Here is a 20,648-nt window from a genome sequence, read left to right on the forward strand (position 1 = left end):
GGGCGAGAAAGACCCGACGGCCACCCGCAGGGCAACGTTCCGCCCACCGGACACCGGAGCCGCCCTCCCGCCCCCGGTGCGAGGATGGACCCCGGACGACGCACCCCCGGAGGACACCCCAGCCATGACCCAGAAAGTCGCAGTCCTCGGCACCGGCAAGATCGGCGAAGCCCTGCTCAGCGGAATGATCCGCGGCGGCTGGGCCCCCGCCGACCTCCTGGTCACCGCCCGCCGCCCGGAGCGAGCCGAGGAACTCCGCGCCCGCTACGGAGTCACCCCGGTCACCAACCCGGAAGCCGCCAAGTCCGCCGACACACTGATCCTCACGGTCAAGCCGCAGGACATGGGCACCCTCCTGGACGACCTCGCCGCGCATGTCCCCGCCGACCGCCTGATCATCAGCGGAGCCGCCGGTATCCCCACCTCCTTCTTCGAGGAGCGCCTGGCCGCCGGCACCCCCGTCGTCCGCGTCATGACGAACACCCCCGCCCTCGTGGACGAGGCCATGTCCGTCATCTCCGCCGGCACCCACGCCACCCCCGACCACCTCGCCCACGCCGAGGAGATCTTCGGCGCCGTAGGCAAGACCCTCCGCGTCCCCGAGTCCCAGCAGGACGCCTGCACCGCACTCTCAGGCTCCGGCCCGGCGTACTTCTTCTACCTCGTCGAAGCCATGACGGACGCAGGCATCCTGCTCGGCCTGCCCCGCGACAAGGCCCACGACCTGATCGTCCAGTCCGCGATCGGCGCGGCGATCATGCTCCGGGACAGCGGCGAACACCCGGTCAAGCTCCGCGAGAACGTCACTTCTCCCGCGGGCACGACCATCAACGCCATCCGCGAACTCGAGAACCACGGCGTACGAGCCGCCCTCATCGCCGCCCTCGAAGCCGCTCGCGACCGCAGCCGCGAACTGGCCTCCGGCAAGAAGGACTGACGCCCTCCGGGGGCGGTCACCTCGCCGCGTCCACCACCTCGTCCACCACCTCCTTCCTGGTCACCACACGCGCGAATCCGCCCCCGCGCACCGACGCCGCCGAGGCCTGCCCGACCTCGTCCGCACTCCGCCACCAGCGGAACGGGCCCTCCAGATCGAACATGTCGCCGACCTGGCCGCCCACGCAGGCATGTCCCCGCACAGCTTCGCCCGCCACTTCACCGAGGAGCAGGCATCACCCCGCTCCGCCGGCTCCTCGACCAGCGCATCGCCACCGCCCAGGACTCCTTGAGCGCACTGACCTGCCGATGCGCGAGGTCGCCCGCCACGCCGGCTTCGGCAGCGAAGTCACGATGCGCCAGCACCTCTCATCGCGCCTCGCCACCAGCCCGCGCGCCTACCGTGCAGCGTTCAGCGCGACGCCCGTATCGACCGCAGCGGCACCGGCCGCATCCGCACCCGCACCTGTATCCGCGGCAGGCGGCAGCAGCCCGATCGCGCGATAAGCGGCATCGACGGTCGGTCGGGCCATCGCCCGCGCCCTCTCCGCACCATCCCGCAGCACCCCCTCCACGTAATCCGGATCGGCGCACAGCGCCCTGTGCCTCTCCTGTACGGGCCTGAGGAACTCGACCACGGCCTCCGCGGTGTCCTTCTTCAAGGACCCGTACGTCTCATATACACCGCTCAGCTCCTCCGGGTTCCCACCCGTACAGGCAGCCAGGATCTCCAGCAGATTCGCGACCCCCGGCCGCCCCTCCCGGTCGTAGACGACGTCCTGCCCACTGTCGGTCACGGCCCGCATGAACTTCTTCCGCACCACGTCAGGCTCGTCGAGCAGATAGACGATCCCCGGCCCGGAGTCGTCGGACTTGCCCATCTTCGAAGCCGGCTCCTGCAGGTTCATGACCCGTGCCGCCACCGACGGAAGCGTGGCCCGAGGCACCACGAACGTATGCCCGTACCGCTGGTTGAACCGGACCGCCAGATCCCGAGCCAGCTCCACGTGCTGCGCCTGGTCGTCCCCCACCGGTACCTCGTGAGCCCCGAACGCCAGAATGTCCGCCGCCATCAGCACCGGGTAGGTCAGCAGGGAAAGCCGCACACTCCCGCCCCGCTCCCGCTCGCGCGCGGCCTTCTCCTTGTACTGGATCATCCGCCGCATCTCGCCGTCAGTCGCCACACACTCGAGCAGATACGACAGCCGTGCGTGCTCGTCGACGTGACTCTGCAGGTACACGGTGCACAGCGCCGGATCGAGTCCCGCCGCAAGCAACAGCGTCGCCGCCTGCCGACTGAGCCTGCGCACCCGCGCCGGATCGTGGTCCACGGTCAGGGCATGCAGATCCACGACGCAGAACAGCGCGTCCGATCGGTGCTGGTCCACCGCGGCCCACTGCCGCATGGCTCCCAGGTAGTTCCCCAGCGTCAGATGCCCGGTCGGCTTGACTCCACTGAAAACCCGTCCCATCCCTGCTCCACCTCCTGGTCGAGGCCGCCGTCCCCGGCCGGCCGACCCTCAGGAGCTCTGGAGGGAGAAACGAGAACGGCCGCCGAGTCGGCGGCCGTTGAACGCATACGTGAGCGCGGCCGCCGTCAGGCGGCCCACCACAGCTGGGTGCACGTACACGTGGTCATGCCGCAGAGAGTACGCCTCCCGGGTGCCGTCCGGAGTCAAGTTGACACGCCCTTCCCCGCTACGTAGTGTTCTCCGAGTTGTTCGACGTGAGCGCCGACTCCGGTCGGTCCCCGGACAACCATTCCGCAAGTACCAACCACAACTCGGCGACCAGTCGAAATCTGTCTGGGCGTCGCGTCATTGGCGTGCGTATTCGCGAAATGAGGAATCCACGTTCGAAAGGACGCGGACCCCGATTAGCTCGGGGGCGGGGAATCCGCTAAAGTCTCACTCGTCGGAACGGCCCAACGGCCGCGAGGACAAGCCCGCTGACTGGGAGTCAGGCCCGAAAGGATCTGATAGAGTCGGGACCGCCGGAAAGGGAAACGCGAAAGCGGGATCCTGGAAAGCACCGAGGAAATCGGACCGGGAAGCGGTCTGATAGAGTCGGAAACGCAAGACCGAAGGGAAGCGCCCGGAGGAAAGCCCGAGAGGGTGAGTACAAAGGAAGCGTCCGTTCCTTGAGAACTCAACAGCGTGCCAAAAATCAACGCCAGATATGTTGATACCCCGTCCGCCGGACTTGTTCCGGTGGTCGAGGTTCCTTTGAAGTAAAACACAGCGAGGACGCTGTGAACGGCTGGGCTTATTCCGCCCGGCTGTTCCGCTCTCGTGGTGTCATCCCGATGACGGGAGAACATTCACGGAGAGTTTGATCCTGGCTCAGGACGAACGCTGGCGGCGTGCTTAACACATGCAAGTCGAACGATGAAGCCCTTCGGGGTGGATTAGTGGCGAACGGGTGAGTAACACGTGGGCAATCTGCCCTTCACTCTGGGACAAGCCCTGGAAACGGGGTCTAATACCGGATATCACTGTCACTCGCATGGGTGGTGGTTGAAAGCTCCGGCGGTGAAGGATGAGCCCGCGGCCTATCAGCTTGTTGGTGAGGTAATGGCTCACCAAGGCGACGACGGGTAGCCGGCCTGAGAGGGCGACCGGCCACACTGGGACTGAGACACGGCCCAGACTCCTACGGGAGGCAGCAGTGGGGAATATTGCACAATGGGCGAAAGCCTGATGCAGCGACGCCGCGTGAGGGATGACGGCCTTCGGGTTGTAAACCTCTTTCAGCAGGGAAGAAGCGAAAGTGACGGTACCTGCAGAAGAAGCGCCGGCTAACTACGTGCCAGCAGCCGCGGTAATACGTAGGGCGCAAGCGTTGTCCGGAATTATTGGGCGTAAAGAGCTCGTAGGCGGCTTGTCACGTCGGGTGTGAAAGCCCGGGGCTTAACCCCGGGTCTGCATTCGATACGGGCTAGCTAGAGTGTGGTAGGGGAGATCGGAATTCCTGGTGTAGCGGTGAAATGCGCAGATATCAGGAGGAACACCGGTGGCGAAGGCGGATCTCTGGGCCATTACTGACGCTGAGGAGCGAAAGCGTGGGGAGCGAACAGGATTAGATACCCTGGTAGTCCACGCCGTAAACGGTGGGAACTAGGTGTTGGCGACATTCCACGTCGTCGGTGCCGCAGCTAACGCATTAAGTTCCCCGCCTGGGGAGTACGGCCGCAAGGCTAAAACTCAAAGGAATTGACGGGGGCCCGCACAAGCAGCGGAGCATGTGGCTTAATTCGACGCAACGCGAAGAACCTTACCAAGGCTTGACATACGCCGGAAAGCATCAGAGATGGTGCCCCCCTTGTGGTCGGTGTACAGGTGGTGCATGGCTGTCGTCAGCTCGTGTCGTGAGATGTTGGGTTAAGTCCCGCAACGAGCGCAACCCTTGTCCTGTGTTGCCAGCATGCCCTTCGGGGTGATGGGGACTCACAGGAGACCGCCGGGGTCAACTCGGAGGAAGGTGGGGACGACGTCAAGTCATCATGCCCCTTATGTCTTGGGCTGCACACGTGCTACAATGGCCGGTACAATGAGCTGCGATACCGTGAGGTGGAGCGAATCTCAAAAAGCCGGTCTCAGTTCGGATTGGGGTCTGCAACTCGACCCCATGAAGTCGGAGTTGCTAGTAATCGCAGATCAGCATTGCTGCGGTGAATACGTTCCCGGGCCTTGTACACACCGCCCGTCACGTCACGAAAGTCGGTAACACCCGAAGCCGGTGGCCCAACCCCTTGTGGGAGGGAGCTGTCGAAGGTGGGACTGGCGATTGGGACGAAGTCGTAACAAGGTAGCCGTACCGGAAGGTGCGGCTGGATCACCTCCTTTCTAAGGAGCACTTCTTACCGATCCCTCCGGGGTGAGGTCAGAGGCCAGTTCATCGGCGAACGTCCGGTGCTGGTTGCTCATGGGTGGAACGTTGATTATTCGGTCCGGTTCTCGGGTCGGAGGCTGTGAGTACTGCTCTTCGGAGTGTGGAAAGCATGATCTCCGGGCGGGGTCGGGTCGGGCACGCTGTTGGGTGTCTGAGGGCATGGCCGTGATGGTCTGTCTTCGGTGCCGGCCCCAGTGCACTCGGACTTAGGTTCGGGGTGGTGGGTGGCTGGTCGTTGTTTGAGAACTGCACAGTGGACGCGAGCATCTGTGGCCAAGTTTTTAAGGGCGCACGGTGGATGCCTTGGCACCAGGAACCGATGAAGGACGTGGGAGGCCACGATAGGCCCCGGGGAGTCGTCAACCAGGCTTTGATCCGGGGGTGTCCGAATGGGGAAACCCGGCAGTCGTCATGGGCTGTCACCCTTGCCTGAACACATAGGGCAAGTGGAGGGAACGCGGGGAAGTGAAACATCTCAGTACCCGCAGGAAGAGAAAACAACCGTGATTCCGGGAGTAGTGGCGAGCGAAACCGGATGAGGCCAAACCGTATGCGTGTGAGACCCGGCAGGGGTTGCGTATACGGGGTTGTGGGATCTCTCTTTTGCGGTCTGCCGGCCGTGAGACGAGTCAGAAACCGTTGATGTAGGCGAAGGACATGCGAAAGGTCCGGCGTAGAGGGTAAGACCCCCGTAGTCGAAACGTCAACGGCTCGTTTGAGAGACACCCAAGTAGCACGGGGCCGAGAAATCCCGTGTGAATCTGGCGGGACCACCCGTTAAGCCTAAATATTCCCTGGTGACCGATAGCGGATAGTACCGTGAGGGAATGGTGAAAAGTACCGCGGGAGCGGAGTGAAATAGTACCTGAAACCGTGTGCCTACAAGCCGTGGGAGCGTCGGAATGTGCTTGCACATTCTCGTGACTGCGTGCCTTTTGAAGAATGAGCCTGCGAGTTTGCGGTGTGTTGCGAGGTTAACCCGGGTGGGGAAGCCGTAGCGAAAGCGAGTCCGAATAGGGCGGTATAGTAGCGCGCTCAAGACCCGAAGCGGAGTGATCTAGCCATGGGCAGGTTGAAGCGGAGGTAAGACTTCGTGGAGGACCGAACCCACCAGGGTTGAAAACCTGGGGGATGACCTGTGGTTAGGGGTGAAAGGCCAATCAAACTCCGTGATAGCTGGTTCTCCCCGAAATGCATTTAGGTGCAGCGTCGTGTGTTTCTTGCCGGAGGTAGAGCACTGGATAGGCGATGGGCCCTACCGGGTTACTGACCTTAGCCAAACTCCGAATGCCGGTAAGTGAGAGCGCGGCAGTGAGACTGTGGGGGATAAGCTCCATGGTCGAGAGGGAAACAGCCCAGAGCATCGACTAAGGCCCCTAAGCGTACGCTAAGTGGGAAAGGATGTGGAGTCGCACAGACAACCAGGAGGTTGGCTTAGAAGCAGCCACCCTTGAAAGAGTGCGTAATAGCTCACTGGTCTAGTGATTCCGCGCCGACAATGTAGCGGGGCTCAAGCGTACCGCCGAAGTCGTGTCATTGCAGCAATACTCCCAACGGAGGCTGTGATGGGTAGGGGAGCGTCGTGTGCCGGGTGAAGCCGCGCCGGAAGGCAGTGGTGGACGGTTCACGAGTGAGAATGCAGGCATGAGTAGCGATTCACACGTGAGAAACGTGTGCGCCGATTGACTAAGGGTTCCTGGGTCAAGCTGATCTGCCCAGGGTAAGTCGGGACCTAAGGCGAGGCCGACAGGCGTAGTCGATGGATAACCGGTTGATATTCCGGTACCCGCTGTGAAGCGTCAAACATTGAATCAGGCGATGCTAAGTCCGTGAAGCCGTTCCGGACCCTTCGGGGAATGGAAAGTGGTGGAGCCGATAGACCAGACTTGTAGTAGGTGAGTGATGGGGTGACGCAGGAAGGTAGTCCAGCCCGGGCGGTGGTTGTCCCGGGGTAAGGGTGTAGGCCGTGCGGTAGGTAAATCCGTCGCACATGGGGCTGAGACCTGATGCCGAGCCGATTGTGGTGAAGTGGATGATCCTATGCTGTCGAGAAAAGCCTCTAGCGAGTTTCATGGCGGCCCGTACCCTAAACCGACTCAGGTGGTCAGGTAGAGAATACCGAGGCGTTCGGGTGAACTATGGTTAAGGAACTCGGCAAAATGCCCCCGTAACTTCGGGAGAAGGGGGCCATCACTGGTGATTGGATTTACTCCATGAGCTGGGGGTGGCCGCAGAGACCAGCGAGAAGCGACTGTTTACTAAAAACACAGGTCCGTGCGAAGCCGTAAGGCGATGTATACGGACTGACGCCTGCCCGGTGCTGGAACGTTAAGGGGACCGGTTAGTGCGCTTTCGGGCGTGCGAAGCTGAGAACTTAAGCGCCAGTAAACGGCGGTGGTAACTATAACCATCCTAAGGTAGCGAAATTCCTTGTCGGGTAAGTTCCGACCTGCACGAATGGCGTAACGACTTCTCGACTGTCTCAACCATAGGCCCGGTGAAATTGCACTACGAGTAAAGATGCTCGTTTCGCGCAGCAGGACGGAAAGACCCCGGGACCTTTACTACAGTTTGATATTGGTGTTCGGTTCGGCTTGTGTAGGATAGCTGGGAGACTGTGAACTCTGGACGCCAGTTCAGGGGGAGTCGTCGTTGAAATACCAGTCTGGTCGTGCTGGATGTCTAACCTGGGTCCGTGATCCGGATCAGGGACAGTGTCTGATGGGTAGTTTAACTGGGGCGGTTGCCTCCTAAAGAGTAACGGAGGCGCCCAAAGGTTCCCTCAGCCTGGTTGGCAATCAGGTGTTGAGTGTAAGTGCACAAGGGAGCTTGACTGTGAGACCGACGGGTCGAGCAGGGACGAAAGTCGGGACTAGTGATCCGGCGGTGGCTTGTGGAAGCGCCGTCGCTCAACGGATAAAAGGTACCCCGGGGATAACAGGCTGATCTTCCCCAAGAGTCCATATCGACGGGATGGTTTGGCACCTCGATGTCGGCTCGTCGCATCCTGGGGCTGGAGTCGGTCCCAAGGGTTGGGCTGTTCGCCCATTAAAGCGGTACGCGAGCTGGGTTTAGAACGTCGTGAGACAGTTCGGTCCCTATCCGCTGCGCGCGCAGGAATATTGAGAAGGGCTGTCCCTAGTACGAGAGGACCGGGACGGACGAACCTCTGGTGTGCCAGTTGTTCTGCCAAGGGCATGGCTGGTTGGCTACGTTCGGGAGGGATAACCGCTGAAAGCATCTAAGCGGGAAGCCTGCTTCGAGATGAGTATTCCCACCCACTTGATGGGGTAAGGCTCCCAGTAGACGACTGGGTTGATAGGCCGGATCTGGAAGCCCAGTAATGGGTGGAGGTGACCGGTACTAATAGGCCGAGGGCTTGTCCTCAGTTGCTCGCGTCCACTGTGTTGGTTCTGAAACCACGAACAGCCCCGTTACCGGTGATGGTGATGGTGTGGCAGGTTCGACAGTTTCATAGTGTTTCGGTGGTTATAGCGTGAGGGAAACGCCCGGTTACATTCCGAACCCGGAAGCTAAGCCTTACAGCGCCGATGGTACTGCAGGGGGGACCCTGTGGGAGAGTAGGACGCCGCCGAACAATCATTCAGAAAACCCCCGTGCCATCGGCACGGGGGTTTCCTGCGTTTAGGCTCATGGTATGCGCTATGACCTCGTGATCTTCGACAACGACGGAGTGCTCGTCGACAGCGAGCCGATTTCCAACCGGCTCCTCGCCGCCTATCTCACCGAACTCGGGCACCCGACCTCCTACGAGGACTCGCTGCGCGACTACATGGGCTCTGCCATGCACCGGATCCACGACCTCGTACGGGAGCGGACCGGGCAGAGGCTTCCGGACGACTTCGACGACGTCTTTCACGCGCGTGTGTTCGCCGCGTTCGAGAGGGAGTTGGAGCCGGTCGACGGGGCCGTCGGGTTTGTGGAGAAGCTGGCCGCTGACGGAGTGCCGTACTGTGTCGCGTCCTCCGGGAGTCATGCGCGGATCCGGGTGGGGCATCGGACGACCGGGCTGGACCGGTGGTTCGAGGACGGGCGGATCTTCAGTTCGCAGGATGTCGGGCGCGGGAAGCCGGCGCCGGACCTGTTCCTCTACGCCGCCGAGCGGATGGGAGTCGCGCCGGAGCGGTGCGTGGTGGTCGAGGACAGTCCGCTCGGGGTGCAGGCGGCTGTCGAGGCCGGGATGGACGTCTTCGGCTTCACTGCCATGACGCCTGCCGAGAGGCTCGTAGGAGCGACTCAACTCTTCTCGAACATGGGTGAGTTGGCTGACCTGCTGGTCTGACATTTGTCATGCTGAGCTCCGGACGATCGTTTCTACTGGCGCCTGTGTCCCGCGCGGCAAGCTGAGGGCATGACGACGAAGACGGACAAGAAGAACCCCTTCGCCCCGCTGATCGTGGACGTGGCGGTACCCCTCGGTTCGTACTACCTGTTCAAGGACGGCTTCGGGATGAGCACGTTCGCGGCGCTCGCCTGGAGCAGCGTGGTGCCGGCCGCGCGGACGGTGTGGAGCGTGGTCAAGGAGCGGGCGACCAACGGGCTGGCCCTTCTCATCCTCGTCGTTAACGTCGTCGGACTGCTGCTCAGCTTCGTCACGGGCGACCCCCGGCTGATGCTCGCCAAGGACGGCGGGGTAAGCAGCACGGTCGCGATCGGCGTCCTGGTCTCCGTGGCGCTCGGCAAGCCGATGATGACCGCGGGTCTCAAGCCCTTCCTGGTGAAGGGGGATGCGGCGAAGGAAGCCGCCTGGCAGCGGCTGGTGGGCGGAGGCGCGGCCGGGTCGGCGGACTTCCGGCGCAAGGAGCGGCTCTTCTCCGTGATCTGGGGTGTGGCGCTGCTCGGTGAGTGCATCGCGCGGGTCGTGGGCGCGTACACGATTCCCGTCGACACCATGGTCTGGCTCGGTGGGGTCTTCCTGGTCGTCGCGATCGTGCTCGGGATGGTGGTCGGCGGTGCGTTCGGTGCCGGGCCCATGGAGCGGATGCTCGCCGATGAGACGAAGACCGCGGACACGCCTGAGCCGGAAGCCGCCGTCGCCGTCTGAGCGCAGAGACGAAGCTGAGGGAAATTCATCTTTGGCTGATCTACCCACAGGTAGCCCGGGGCCCTACGCTCGCCGCCATGACAGATGTGCTGCGGCGCGGTAGGGCCTCTTTGGCGTTCAGCTTCTTCGCTCAGGGCGCCACCTTTGCCCTGCTGGTGACCCGCATCCCGGCCATCCAGGACCGGTACGGCGTCTCCGACGCGCTGCTGCCCGCCTTCCTTGCCGCCGTGCCCGTCCTGGCCGGCGTCGGGAGCGTGACGGCCGAGCAGTTGGTGAAGCGAATACCGCCGAGTCTGCTGCTGCGGTGCCTGCAGCCTCTCGTGCTGCTGGCGCTCCTCGGTGTCGGGTCGGGGGAGAACCTGGCCGAGCTGGGGGTCGCGCTGGGCATGTTCGGGCTTGCCGTGGGCGGGCTCGACGCCTCGATGAACATGCTCGGGGTGAGCCTGCAGCGCGCGTACGGGCGCAGCATCATGCTCAGCTTCCACGCCGTTTTCAGCCTCGGCGGGATCATGGGGGCCTCGCTGGCCTGGGCGGGGGCGCACTGGCATCTGGCGCTGTGGGTGTCGTATCTGCCGGTCGTCGCGGTGCTGTTGCCGGCCACGCTGGTCGGGAGTCGGTGGTACGTCGGCGGGGAGGCCCGCCCCGGCGAGCAGGCGACGGGGGCGGGCGCGGGTCAGCCCGTCGTCTTCAAGCTGCTGCTGCCCCTGTGTCTGGTGATGACCTTCGCCTATATCGGGGACTCGACCGTCTCCAACTGGAGCGCCAAGTATCTGAAGGACGTGCTCGGGAGTTCGGAGCAGTTGTCGACGGTGCCGTACAACGTCTACATGGTGACCACGCTGGTGGGGCGGTCGCTGGGGGACTTGGGGGTACGGCGGTTCGGGGCCGTTGCGGTGGTGCGGCTGGGGGCGGTGGTGGCGGCGCTCGGGTTCGCCGTGGTGGCGGTGGCGCCCGGCGCGTGGGTCGGGATGCTCGGGTTCACGCTGCTCGGGCTGGGACTGTGCGTGCTGGTGCCGCAGACCTTCGCGGCCGCCGGGCGGCTCTTCCCCCATGCGTCCGACGCCGCTGTCGCGCGGCTGAACATCTTCAACTACGTAGGCTTCCTGGTCGGCTCGCCGCTGGTGGGGGCGCTGGGCGACACATGGAGCTATCGGGGGGCGATGGTCGTGCCGATGGTGTTGGTGCTGGTGACCCTGTACTACGCCCGTTCGTTCGCTCCTCAACCGGACCGATACGGTGGCGGGCATGAGCGGCCGCGCACAGCTGATGTGGGACGAGGCAGTAACGGGCTATGACTTCGGCTCGGACCATCCGATGGATCCGGTCCGGCTCGCCCTGACCAGGCACCTCGTCGATGCCTTCGGGCTCGACAAGGACGTCGACGTGGTGGCGGCGAAATCCGCCGGGGAGTCGACCCTGCGGCTCGTCCACCGGGAGGACTACGTCGAGGCCGTGAAGGCGGCTTCGGCGCATCCGGAGGCGGCGGACGGGTCGTACGGGCTCGGGACGATCGACGATCCCGCCTTCGCGGGGATGCACGACGTGTCCGCGCTGATCGCGGGGCAGTCGGTGGGGGCGGCCGAGGCGGTGTGGCGCGGAGAGGCGCTGCACGCGGTGAACTTCGCGGGCGGCCTGCATCATGCGATGCCCGGGGGCGCGTCCGGGTTCTGCATCTACAACGACGCCTCGCTCGCCATCGCGCGGCTGCTGGAGCTGGGGGCCGTGCGGGTCGCCTACGTCGATGTGGACGTGCATCACGGGGACGGGGTGCAGGCGGCCTTCTGGGATGATCCGCGCGTTCTGACGATCTCGCTGCACGAGCATCCGCGGACGCTGTTCCCGCAGACCGGCTGGCCGGAGGAGACGGGCGCCGACTCGGCGGAGGGCTCGGCCGTGAACCTCGCGCTGCCCGCCGGGACCGGCGATGCCGGATGGCTACGGGCGTTCCATTCCGTCGTACCGGAACTGATCGCCGATTTCCGGCCGCAGGTGCTGGTCACGCAGCACGGGGCCGACACGCACTTCGAGGATCCGCTCGCGCATCTGGCCGTGTCGCTGGACGCGCAGCGGGCCGTGCAGGTGGCCTGTCACGAGCTGGCGCACGAGTACGCGGACGGGAAGTGGGTCGCGCTCGGCGGCGGCGGATATGCCGTGGTCGAGGTCGTGCCACGGTCGTGGACGCATCTCGTGGGTATCGCGGCGGGGCGGGAGATCGCGCCGGAGACGATGATCCCCGAGGGTTGGCGGCAGGAAGTGTTCGCGCGGACGCGGCAGTTGGCGCCGGCGCGGATGACGGATGGGCGGTGGCCGGTGTCCTGGTCCGGGTGGGAGGCGGGGTACGACCCCGCGGACCGGCTGGACCAGGCGGTCCTGGCCACTCGGCGGGCGGTGTTCCCGCTGCGGGGGCTGCTGGCGTAGCCGACCCGGAGGTCGACCACGCCGGCAGCCGTTCCGATCAGGTGCAGAGGCCGTTGTCCGAGTTGTAGGAGATGTCGATCGAGCCGCTCCAGGTCAGGCACTGACCGTCGTCGGGGGCGTCCTTGTAGACCGGGCCCGCGTAGCTGGTGAAGGAGCCCGAGTCCCGTGCCTCGCCGCTGCTGTAGGGCCAGGTGTCCAGGGTGACCTCCATGAAGATGCGGGCGCCCGGACTGGTTCGCACGGTGACCGCGCAGACCTTGCCGGCGTCCTCGTTGAAGGTCACGAACGTGGTGGCCGGAATGGCGGACTGGGACGAGTGGATCGGCGTGGCCCGGATGACGTCGTAACCCTTGCCGCAGGCGCCGTTGTAGGCGGTGGGCGTGGCGGCCGAGGCCGGTGTGGTCGCGGCGAGCGTGCCGCCCAGGGCGAGGACGGCGAGGGCGGTGGCGGTGGCTGCCTTGCGGCGGATCGGCTTCATGGTGTTCCCCCTGTTGGTGTCTTGCTGTTGATGTGTCGGCCAATGGGCTCGGGACGGCTGGTCGTTGCCGCCACGCAAGATGAGACCCGGGAGACCCCCGGACAGTTGTGGGCTGTTGTGTCCCTGTTCAGTCACCCGTGTAACAAGGGCTGTTACGCCAACTGTGCGGTGTTTGCCTGTTCGTGTGGCCGCCCCTGCCCCGGTCCGCCACTCTCGAAGACGTGTTGAGCACCGGAGCCCTGCGGGCCCATCTCCTGGCCGCCCGTCTCGCCGGGCCCGTGGCCACCTCCCGTGAGGAGAGCCTCCGTAGCTATCGGCTCTTCGCCGCGCGCGATCCGCGCGTACTGCTCGGACTCGATCCCGAATGGACGTGGGGACAGCGGGATCTGATCGAGCTGATGGCGGACAAGTGCGGAGTCTCGGCCGATCCCCGACATGTCTCAGGCCATGATGTGATCGATCCGGAGCGCACTCTGATCGCCCTGGACGCCTTCGCGGACCGTCTGGCGGTAGCGGCCCAGCGCAGCGCCCCCGTGCTCCTCGGCACCGGCCACCCGCACCGCCTGCTCGGTTTCTACGCCGCCTTGGCGGACGCTCTGTCGGCGGCGGGATGTACCGTCCTCACACCGGCGCATGGCCACTGTGTCGACATAACGACCCGGTTCGGTCTACGCACGTACAACCTTGACTACGCACAAGGAGTCGCGCTCGTGCGGGAACCCGGCGCTGCTCGCCCCGGTTGTGCGACCGGCGTACACACGCACTCTCCGCTCCCGGTTCGTACCGCTCTGGCGGCCGCGGCCGAGACCGGGGGACCGCTTCCCGAGCTGGTCGTCGGGGACCACGGTTGGGTCTGCGGGGCAGGTCAGCTGGGGTTCGAGGCCATTGGGCTGGCCGATACGGACGACCCCGCGCTCTTCGTGGGGGAGGCCGAGGGGTCCGTGTCCGTCGTCGTTCCACTTGATGACGCTGTGCGGTCCGATTACTACCGGCCGCTTACCCGCTACGTACTCAATCGAGCGTGTCTGTCACAGTAGGCCGCCGATGGGTGCACCTCTTCCCCACTCGCATCACCCGCCCCTACATTGGGGAGTGAGCACGCAGCGACGAAGAGTCACCGGAAGGGGAAGCCGGTGGCCGTCGAGTGCGGAAGGTTCAGGTGTGTCATGGCTGCTGAGCAGAGGCCTCTGAGCGAGGTTCAGTTCCTTACCGTGGCGGAGGTCGCCTCGGTGATGCGAGTGTCGAAGATGACCGTGTACCGGTTGGTGCACAGCGGTCATCTGCCCGCGATCAGGGTGGGGCGGTCATTCCGCGTCCCCGAGAACGCGGTTCACGAGTACCTCCGCGAGAGTTACGTGGGGGTGGAAACCGCCTGATCGACTGCCCCGGGGGGATCCTCAGGGCACTTCTGGATCTCCCCGGCGCCCTCGATTACGACCTCAGCGCTCGGACGGGTAGGCTGGCCCCTTGTAGGTCGTATGGGCCCATGGCGCCCAACGCCGAGTGATGAGAAGTGAGCGAGGGTAGTCGTGGGCTCTGTTATCAAGAAGCGGCGCAAGCGGATGGCGAAGAAGAAGCACCGCAAGCTGCTGAAGCGCACGCGCGTTCAGCGTCGCAACAAGAAGTAGGCGACGCTCCAGAAGCGTGTTCTGTGGCCCCCCACCGCAACCGGTGGGGGGCCACAGGCGTTTGGGCTTCACACAAGCCCCCAGAAGTGCGCGGGACCGCGCACAAGCCCTGTGCGTACGCACAGGTTTCACATGGCCTGGTCTGTTCGTACGTCTGTGGATGTCGTCACTTCGTGCATTGGGCGGTCATCACAGCGCAACATCGACCCGCTAGGTTGGCCGCACACGGGGAACACGGCAGGCTACGAGTACCGGATGGGCTGGAAGGAAGGCGCAGATCTTGGGCAAGGTCGTGCTCGTGACCGGAGTGGCCCGCAGGCTGGGGGGCCGGTTCGTACGACGGATCCAGCGTGACCCGGACGTCGACCGGGTCATCGCCGTGGACGCGGTGCCACCCGAGCACCATCTGGGCGGAGCCGACTTCATCCTGGCCGACATCCGGCAGCCCACCATTGCGCGCGTGCTCGCGGAGACCGGCGCCGACACGGTCGTCCACATGGACGTGAGCGCGACGGGGCTCGGCAGCGGCAGCCGGACCGTGGTCAAGGAGACCAACGTCATCGGCACGATGCAGCTGCTCGGCGCCTGCCAGAAGTCGCCGAACGTCAAGCGGCTCGTCGTGAAGTCCAGTACCAACGTGTACGGGTCCGCGCCCCGCGATCCCGCGGTGTTCACCGAGACGACCCCGCCCAAGTCCCTGCCCAGCGGCGGCTTCGCCAAGGACACGGTCGAGGTCGAGGGGTACGTACGGGGCTTCGCGCGGCGCCGGCCCGATGTGGCCGTGTGCGTCCTGCGGTTCGCCAACATCCTGGGGCCCGCGGTGGACACACCGCTCGCCTCGTACTTCTCGCTGCCGGTCCTGCCGACCGTCTTCGGCTACGACCCGCGGCTGCAGTTCGTGCACGAGGACGACGCCATGGAGGTGCTGCGCATCGCCTCGCTGGAGCCGGCGCGGGGCACGCTCAACAGCGGCACCTTCAACATCGCCGGCGACGGGGTCCTGTTGCTCTCCCAGTGCTCCAGGCGGCTCGGCCGTCCCACGGTGCCGCTGCTGCTGCCGGCGGTCACCTGGGCGGGGTCCCTGGTGCGCACGCTGGGCATGACGGACTTCTCGCCCGAGCAGATCCGGCTGCTCACCCACGGCCGGGTCGTGGCGACGGACCAGATGCGTGACACGCTCGGGTTCAAGCCGAAGTACACGACGGCGGAGACCTTCGCGGACTTCGCGCGCAGTCACGGACCCGGGCTCCTGCCGCCGGAGGCCCTCGCGGGGGCCGTCAACCGGATCGCCGCGCTGCCCGTCCCGGGCAGCGGTCACCCCCCGACGCAGAGCGCCAACTGAGGAGCGCATCAACGATGGCGGATGCCAAGGTCATTCCGTTCGACGACGACCGGTCCCGCGGGAGTGCCGTGCAGCGGCCGCCGCGGCGCCGGGGCGCGGGGAGCCGGCGCAGGACCGCGGAACCCGCGCTGGTCGGAGAGGTCCAGCCCCTGCCCGGCAGGGCGTCTGCGCAGCATGATGTTCCCGTGACGCATGAGGAACAGCCGCCGCAGCAGCAGGCGCAGGACGACGGTGGTGTGGAGCGGCGCATCGCCGGCGGCCTCTCCTTCCTGCGCCGCCGCCTCACCGGCGACTACGAGGTCGACGACTTCGGTTACGACGAGGAGCTGACCGACCAGGTCCTGATGTCGATGCTGCGCCCGGTGTACGAGAAGTACTTCCGGGTCGAGGTGAAGGGCATCGAGAACATCCCGTCGGACGGCGGCGCGCTGATCGTCGCCAACCACTCCGGGACGCTCCCGCTGGACGGCCTGATGATGCAGGTCGCCGTCCACGACAACCACCCCGCAGGCCGCCATCTGCGGCTGCTGGCGGCGGACCTGGTGTTCATGCTCCCCGTGGTCAACGAACTGGCCCGCAAGCTCGGTCACACCCTGGCCTGCGCGGAGGACGCCGATCGGCTGCTGGGGCAGGGCGAGCTGGTCGGAGTCATGCCGGAGGGCTTCAAGGGCATCGGCAAGCCCTTCAGCGAGCGCTACAAGCTCCAGCGCTTCGGCCGGGGCGGCTTCGTCTCCACGGCGCTGCGGCACGGCACGCCGATCATCCCGTGCTCGATCGTCGGGGCCGAGGAGATCTACCCGATGATCGGCAACGCGAAGACGTTGGCGCGGCTGCTCGGCTTCCCGTACTTCCCGCTGACGCCGACGTTCCCGTGGCTGGGCCCGCTGGGTGCGATCCCGTTGCCGACGAAGTGGACGATCCAGTTCGGCGAGCCGATCAGGACGGACGGCTATCCGCCGGAGGCCGGCGAGGACCCGATGCTGATGTTCAACCTGACCGACCAGGTGAGGGAACAGATCCAGCACACCCTGTACAAGCTGCTGGTGCAGCGCAGGTCGGTGTTCTTCTGAGGGAGGCGTTCCTCCGGGGCGGGCGCGTCCTGGGGCAGCCCTCGGAGCCCGGCGCAGCCGGCCGAAGCCTGCGCAGCAGTGCGAGGGCGGCAGACAGATGGGGGGCCAAGCTGCTGGTGCAGCGGAGGTCGGTGTTCTTCTGGGGGGCTCGGAGGGCTTGGAAGGGCTTCGGGGGGCTTGGGTACGACGGTGGGGGCGTCTCTCCTGAGAGACGCCCCCACCGCCGTACCCGCCTGCTGGCCGGATACCTGACTACTGGCCGGTGTCCTCGCTGTCGATGCCGAGGCCCGGGAGCAGGCCCGGGAGGAGCGGTGGGATGGTCACGTCCGGTTCGCTGGTGGGTGGCTTGCTTGCGGACGGGGAGGCGCTGCCGCTGTCCTTGGGCGGGTCGAGCAGGCCTCCGGTGCTGCCTCCGAGCAGGCCCTCGCCCGTGGATCCGGCCGACTGGCTGGGGCTGCTGGAGCGGCCGCCTTCGGAGGAGCCGCCGGCGCTGGGCGTCGTCGACCGCCGGCCGGAGCCGGACGTGCCCTTGGATGCCGTCCCCGAGGCGTGTCGCTTGCCGTCGCCGCCGCCCTGGGCCGGGGACTGCGGCAGCAGGGACTGCAGGGGGGCGACCTCTTCGTCTATGGCGTCGAACACCGACGACAGCTGGTTGCTGACGTCCCCGAGCTGGACCGGAAGCCTTTCGCGCAGGGCGCCCCAGGCGCCGCGGTGCGAGCGTGAGAAGGCGGAGAGTGCCTGGATGGGGCCCAGGGACTCGGGGTCGCGCTCATACGCCTCGTGCAGTAGCCGGTGCCCCTCGGACGCGTCGTGTGTCATGCCCGCCAGGGTGCGGCGGATCTCGCCGAGGGACTCGTGGTCGAGCTGGGCGCCGCCGCGGCCGCGCTCCATCAGACGGCGGGCTTCGCTCAGCCGGGTGGATGCCTGGTCGAGGTAGGCCACGCCGCGCTGGTCGTCCCCCTCGGACATGTAGTTGAGCTTGAAGTCCTCGATGCCTCGCTTGAGCCCGTAGAGCGAGTCACCGGGCAGCGCGTCCGAGCTGGCCGCGGCGACTCCGCCGAAGGCGCCCGCCGCGACGCCGACGCTCAGCCCGCCCGCGGCCAGGCCCTTGGTCAGCCGCGACCGGGGCCGTAGTTTGCCCAGTGTGCTCGCGCGGTGGGCGCCGCGGGAGCGCTGTTGGGGTACCGAAGCATCCGCCGCCTCGCCACCGGCGCCCTCCTGCAGCATGGCCTCGAACGCGGCCACCAGCTGAGCCCGCTGGACGACCTTGACCTCAGGGTCCAGCTCCGGTCTTGGCAGTTCGCCGAGACCCTCCGTGAGGACCAACAGACGGCCGTGCCCGGACTGTTCCGCAGCAGCCGGGGCCCGTTCGGGCCCCTCGGGCTGCTCGGCCGCCGTGCCCCGGTCCGACTGCTCCTCCAGGGCCTGGGCGAAGGCGTTCGCCCGCCGGTGTGCCGATACGTTCGCGATCACTGGCGGCACCTCCTCTCATCATGACGGTCGACTCCCCAGGGGGTCCTGAGGGTTGCACGCTCTGACCACATCCACTCGATCCAGCGATCGAAGACGGCCAGGGAGTGACCACAGGGAGCCTGCATCCCGCACAACGAGCGTGTCGGCACTTGGGTTACGGACGACGGATGATCGGAACGGAAAGTCAACGGACTTTCACTGATTGCCAGTTGGCCATCACTGAGCGTCAGCGGGCGTCGTCCGGGAGGAGACGGGCCAGGGTACGTACGGCTCGGTACTGAAGGGTTTTGATGGCGCCCTCGTTCTTGCCCATCACCCGAGCGGTCTCGGCGACGGAGAGGCCCTGGAGAAAGCGGAGGGTCACGCACTCCTGCTGCTGGGGGTTGAGCCGTTTCACGGCGTCGAGGAGCGCGGCGTTGGAGAGGGACTCCAGGACGGAGTCCTCGGGGGACCGCTCGACCTCGTTGGCGTCGAGCATCTCGCCGGTCGTCACCTCCAGACGGAACCGACTGGACTTGAAGTGGTCGGCCACGAGGTTGCGGGCGATGGTGACCAGCCAGGCGCCGAAGTCACGACCCTGCCAGGTGAAGGTGCCGATACGGCGCAGGGCGCGCAGGAACGTCTCACTGGTGAGGTCTTCGGCGGTGGCCTTGCCGCCGACGCGGTAGTAGATGTACCGGTACACGGTGTCGCTGTACTGGTCGTAGAGGCGGCCGAAGGCGTCGGCCTCGCCGGCCTGGGCACGTTCGACCAGGTCCATCATGCGGGCGCTGTCGCTGTCCGCGGCCGGACGGCGGGTGGTGGCGGTGCCGGCCGTGCGGCTGCGCCTGCCGACGGCGGCGCTGCCGTCGGCGAGCGCGTAGCACGGGCCGACGGGGGTGTTGGCAACGGCAAGGGCGGGGACGGCGTACGCGGTGGGGACGAAGCCGCGCAACAGGTCTAGGACCGTTGCGCGCAGCGTAGCCAGGCCCGAGGCGTCAACCCCGACGTGTGGGTACACGGGACTCCCAGAGGCAGAGCTTCCATCACGTGCAGTGCGGGACCTTTCACCCGTCGTAGCGACGGAGGGGTACCGGTTTGCGTCTGAGGAGAATAACGCTTCGTGCAGGCGCTGCTACACCCAGTTGCTCAAATCATCGATTACGTCGCTTCTGTAACCCATTCACGCCCGATCAAGTGCCGTTGCGTGACCGTTTGTTGATCGACATGGACCGGATTGGGACTGAGAACAGGGCGTGTTGTGGCCGTGTGCAGCCAATGGGACTGGATAAACGCAGGGCGGGCCGGGAATCCTGCCCCGGCCCGTCGTGTCGCGCTGCGTCGTGCTGCCGGGATGTCAGCGGCGGCGTTTGTGCAGCGCGATCGCCGCTGCCGTTCCCCCTGCCACCGCGCCCACGCCGGCTGCTGCCGGGATGCCCACCTTCGCCGCCTTGCGGCCCGTGCGGTAGTCGCGCAGGCGCCAGTCCAGGTTGCGGGCGTGCTTGCGGAGCTTGGTGTCCGGGTTGATGGCGTAGGGGTGGCCCACCAGGGACAGCATCGGGATGTCGTTGTGGCTGTCGCTGTAGGCGGCGCAGCGGGTCAGGTCCAGGCCCTCCGCCGCGGCCAGCGCGCGAACCGCCTCCGCCTTGGCCGGGCCGTGCAGGGGCTCGCCCACCAGCTTGCCCGTGTAGACGCCGTCGACGGACTCGGCCACCGTGCCCAGGGCGCCGGTGAGGCCGAGGCGGCGGGAGATCACCGTGGCGATCTCCACGGGCGCCGCCGTGACCAGCCACACCTTCTGGCCCGCGTCCAGGTGTGCCTGGGCGAGTGCGCGGGTGCCCGGCCAGATCCGCTCCGCCATGTACTCGTCGTAGATCTCCTCGCCGATCGACTGCAGTTCGGCGACGCGGTGGCCCTTCACGATGGACAGGGCCGAGTCGCGGGCCTCCTGCATGTGCTCGGGGTCCTCGACGCCGGCCAGCCGGAACCACGCCTGCTGCCAGGCGAACTTGGCGAGGTCGCGGGTCTCGAAGAACTTCCGCTTGTACAGGCCCCGGCCGAAGTGGAAGAGGGCGGCGCCCTGCATGACGGTGTTGTCGAGATCGAAGAAGGCGGCAGCCTTGTCGTCGCCGAGGACCGGGAAGACCGGTTCCTCCGGGGGGATGTCCTGCGAGGACTTGCGCGCTGCCTCCGCAGAGGCCTCGCCTGCCAACACGCTCCGCGCCGTGGCGGAGCGCCTACGGGGAGTGAGCCATCCGAGAGCGGCCATGACCGTGAGCATAGCCAGTTTGTTCGGTGCCTCCGGACGCGAGAGGTTTGGAAGCTGTGAACTCTCCGCGACCGTGTCGTTAAAGAACTGATGCGATCG

The 20,648-nt window shown here is 66.0% G+C and carries 16 protein-coding genes, 3 rRNA genes and 1 pseudogene; 14 read left to right on the forward strand and 6 right to left on the reverse strand.

From position 1 onward, the window contains the following. Positions 1–124 precede the first annotated feature (124 nt). Positions 125–937, forward strand: a complete 813-nt coding sequence (proC, locus tag OOK07_RS24660; RefSeq protein ID WP_266798535.1) for a pyrroline-5-carboxylate reductase — start codon at positions 125–127, stop codon at positions 935–937. Positions 938–953: 16 nt separating this feature from the next. Here the strand turns inward: proC and OOK07_RS24665 are convergent, their stop codons facing one another. After that, positions 954–1,154: a hypothetical protein gene (locus tag OOK07_RS24665; protein ID WP_406313442.1), complete on the reverse strand. Its 201-nt coding sequence runs from the start codon at positions 1,152–1,154 to the stop codon at positions 954–956. Here OOK07_RS24665 and OOK07_RS24670 point away from each other — a divergent pair. Beyond that, positions 1,101–1,443, forward strand: a pseudogene (locus OOK07_RS24670) (helix-turn-helix domain-containing protein); the annotation flags it as partial. The gene OOK07_RS24665 and the pseudogene OOK07_RS24670 sit on opposite strands and share 54 nt — an antisense overlap. Here OOK07_RS24670 and trpS read toward each other — a convergent pair. After that, positions 1,335–2,408 (reverse strand): tryptophan--tRNA ligase, encoded by a 1,074-nt coding sequence (gene trpS / locus OOK07_RS24675; RefSeq protein WP_266798537.1) that lies wholly within the window; start codon positions 2,406–2,408, stop codon positions 1,335–1,337. The pseudogene OOK07_RS24670 and the gene trpS overlap by 109 nt on opposite strands. A gap of 847 nt (positions 2,409–3,255) precedes the next feature. On the opposite strand from trpS, the gene OOK07_RS24680 reads away from it, so the two are divergent. The 7 genes from OOK07_RS24680 (at position 3,256) to OOK07_RS24710 (ending at position 12,310) form a co-directional block, all read left to right on the forward strand. Beyond that, positions 3,256–4,781 (forward strand): 16S ribosomal RNA (locus tag OOK07_RS24680). A 317-nt stretch (positions 4,782–5,098) separates the two neighbouring features. Continuing rightward, positions 5,099–8,214: ribosomal RNA gene (locus OOK07_RS24685) — 23S ribosomal RNA — on the forward strand. A gap of 94 nt (positions 8,215–8,308) precedes the next feature. Beyond that, positions 8,309–8,425, forward strand: a 5S ribosomal RNA gene (gene rrf, locus OOK07_RS24690). Together the 16S, 23S and 5S rRNA genes form the textbook arrangement of a ribosomal RNA operon. Positions 8,426–8,485: 60 nt before the next feature. Beyond that, complete coding sequence (locus tag OOK07_RS24695) at positions 8,486–9,130, forward strand: HAD family hydrolase (RefSeq protein WP_266798539.1); 645 nt, start codon at positions 8,486–8,488, stop codon at positions 9,128–9,130. A 69-nt stretch (positions 9,131–9,199) separates the two neighbouring features. After that, positions 9,200–9,892 carry a VC0807 family protein gene (locus OOK07_RS24700; RefSeq protein ID WP_266798541.1) on the forward strand — a complete coding sequence of 231 codons (693 nt, stop codon included), beginning with the start codon at positions 9,200–9,202 and terminating at the stop codon, positions 9,890–9,892. A 77-nt stretch (positions 9,893–9,969) separates the two neighbouring features. Further along, positions 9,970–11,187 (forward strand): MFS transporter, encoded by a 1,218-nt coding sequence (locus OOK07_RS24705; RefSeq protein ID WP_266798543.1) that lies wholly within the window; start codon positions 9,970–9,972, stop codon positions 11,185–11,187. Continuing rightward, positions 11,138–12,310 (forward strand): acetoin utilization protein AcuC, encoded by a 1,173-nt coding sequence (locus OOK07_RS24710; RefSeq protein WP_266798545.1) that lies wholly within the window; start codon positions 11,138–11,140, stop codon positions 12,308–12,310. The genes OOK07_RS24705 and OOK07_RS24710 overlap by 50 nt, the downstream gene beginning before the upstream one ends. Positions 12,311–12,347: 37 nt before the next feature. Here OOK07_RS24710 and OOK07_RS24715 read toward each other — a convergent pair whose 3' ends face one another. Next, positions 12,348–12,788 carry a hypothetical protein gene (locus OOK07_RS24715; protein ID WP_266798547.1) on the reverse strand — a complete coding sequence of 147 codons (441 nt, stop codon included), beginning with the start codon at positions 12,786–12,788 and terminating at the stop codon, positions 12,348–12,350. A gap of 221 nt (positions 12,789–13,009) precedes the next feature. Here OOK07_RS24715 and OOK07_RS24720 point away from each other — a divergent pair, with 221 nt between their 5' ends. The 5 genes from OOK07_RS24720 (at position 13,010) to OOK07_RS24740 (ending at position 16,828) form a co-directional block, all read left to right on the forward strand. Continuing rightward, positions 13,010–13,825 (forward strand): phosphatase, encoded by an 816-nt coding sequence (locus OOK07_RS24720; RefSeq protein ID WP_266798549.1) that lies wholly within the window; start codon positions 13,010–13,012, stop codon positions 13,823–13,825. A 129-nt stretch (positions 13,826–13,954) separates the two neighbouring features. Next, a complete protein-coding gene (locus OOK07_RS24725; protein ID WP_016437488.1) occupies positions 13,955–14,164 on the forward strand; it encodes a helix-turn-helix domain-containing protein in 210 nt (69 codons plus the stop codon). Between the two features lie 153 nt (positions 14,165–14,317). Beyond that, on the forward strand, positions 14,318–14,416 hold the full coding sequence (locus tag OOK07_RS24730; protein WP_003948845.1) for a 30S ribosomal protein bS22: 99 nt from the start codon (positions 14,318–14,320) through the stop codon (positions 14,414–14,416). Between the two features lie 280 nt (positions 14,417–14,696). Continuing rightward, positions 14,697–15,758, forward strand: coding sequence for an NAD-dependent epimerase/dehydratase family protein (locus tag OOK07_RS24735; protein WP_266798551.1), 1,062 nt, complete (start codon positions 14,697–14,699; stop codon positions 15,756–15,758). Between the two features lie 14 nt (positions 15,759–15,772). Beyond that, a complete protein-coding gene (locus OOK07_RS24740) occupies positions 15,773–16,828 on the forward strand; it encodes a lysophospholipid acyltransferase family protein (protein ID WP_266798553.1) in 1,056 nt (351 codons plus the stop codon). A gap of 252 nt (positions 16,829–17,080) precedes the next feature. Here the strand turns inward: OOK07_RS24740 and OOK07_RS24745 are convergent, their stop codons facing one another. The 3 genes from OOK07_RS24745 to OOK07_RS24755 all read right to left on the reverse strand — a co-directional run bounded on the left by OOK07_RS24745 (position 17,081) and on the right by OOK07_RS24755 (position 20,549). Next, a complete protein-coding gene (locus OOK07_RS24745; RefSeq protein WP_266682932.1) occupies positions 17,081–18,301 on the reverse strand; it encodes a DUF5667 domain-containing protein in 1,221 nt (406 codons plus the stop codon). A 226-nt stretch (positions 18,302–18,527) separates the two neighbouring features. Beyond that, positions 18,528–19,301 carry an ECF subfamily RNA polymerase sigma factor, BldN family gene (locus OOK07_RS24750; RefSeq protein WP_266682933.1) on the reverse strand — a complete coding sequence of 258 codons (774 nt, stop codon included), beginning with the start codon at positions 19,299–19,301 and terminating at the stop codon, positions 18,528–18,530. A 336-nt stretch (positions 19,302–19,637) separates the two neighbouring features. Then, positions 19,638–20,549, reverse strand: a complete 912-nt coding sequence (locus OOK07_RS24755; protein WP_266682934.1) for an HAD family hydrolase — start codon at positions 20,547–20,549, stop codon at positions 19,638–19,640. Positions 20,550–20,648 lie beyond the last annotated feature (99 nt).

The organism is Streptomyces sp. NBC_00078 (assembly GCF_026343335.1).
Taxonomy (GTDB): domain Bacteria; phylum Actinomycetota; class Actinomycetes; order Streptomycetales; family Streptomycetaceae; genus Streptomyces.

Coding starts and splice junctions, on each gene's coding strand:
- proC (WP_266798535.1), top strand. CDS start 125: ATGACCCAGAAAGTCGCAGTCCTCGGCACCGGCAAGATCGGCGAAGCC.
- trpS (WP_266798537.1), bottom strand. CDS start 2,408: ATGGGACGGGTTTTCAGTGGAGTCAAGCCGACCGGGCATCTGACGCTG.
- OOK07_RS24695 (WP_266798539.1), top strand. CDS start 8,486: ATGCGCTATGACCTCGTGATCTTCGACAACGACGGAGTGCTCGTCGAC.
- OOK07_RS24700 (WP_266798541.1), top strand. CDS start 9,200: ATGACGACGAAGACGGACAAGAAGAACCCCTTCGCCCCGCTGATCGTG.
- OOK07_RS24705 (WP_266798543.1), top strand. CDS start 9,970: ATGACAGATGTGCTGCGGCGCGGTAGGGCCTCTTTGGCGTTCAGCTTC.
- OOK07_RS24710 (WP_266798545.1), top strand. CDS start 11,138: ATGAGCGGCCGCGCACAGCTGATGTGGGACGAGGCAGTAACGGGCTAT.
- OOK07_RS24715 (WP_266798547.1), bottom strand. CDS start 12,788: ATGAAGCCGATCCGCCGCAAGGCAGCCACCGCCACCGCCCTCGCCGTC.
- OOK07_RS24725 (WP_016437488.1), top strand. CDS start 13,955: ATGGCTGCTGAGCAGAGGCCTCTGAGCGAGGTTCAGTTCCTTACCGTG.
- OOK07_RS24740 (WP_266798553.1), top strand. CDS start 15,773: ATGGCGGATGCCAAGGTCATTCCGTTCGACGACGACCGGTCCCGCGGG.
- OOK07_RS24755 (WP_266682934.1), bottom strand. CDS start 20,549: ATGGCCGCTCTCGGATGGCTCACTCCCCGTAGGCGCTCCGCCACGGCG.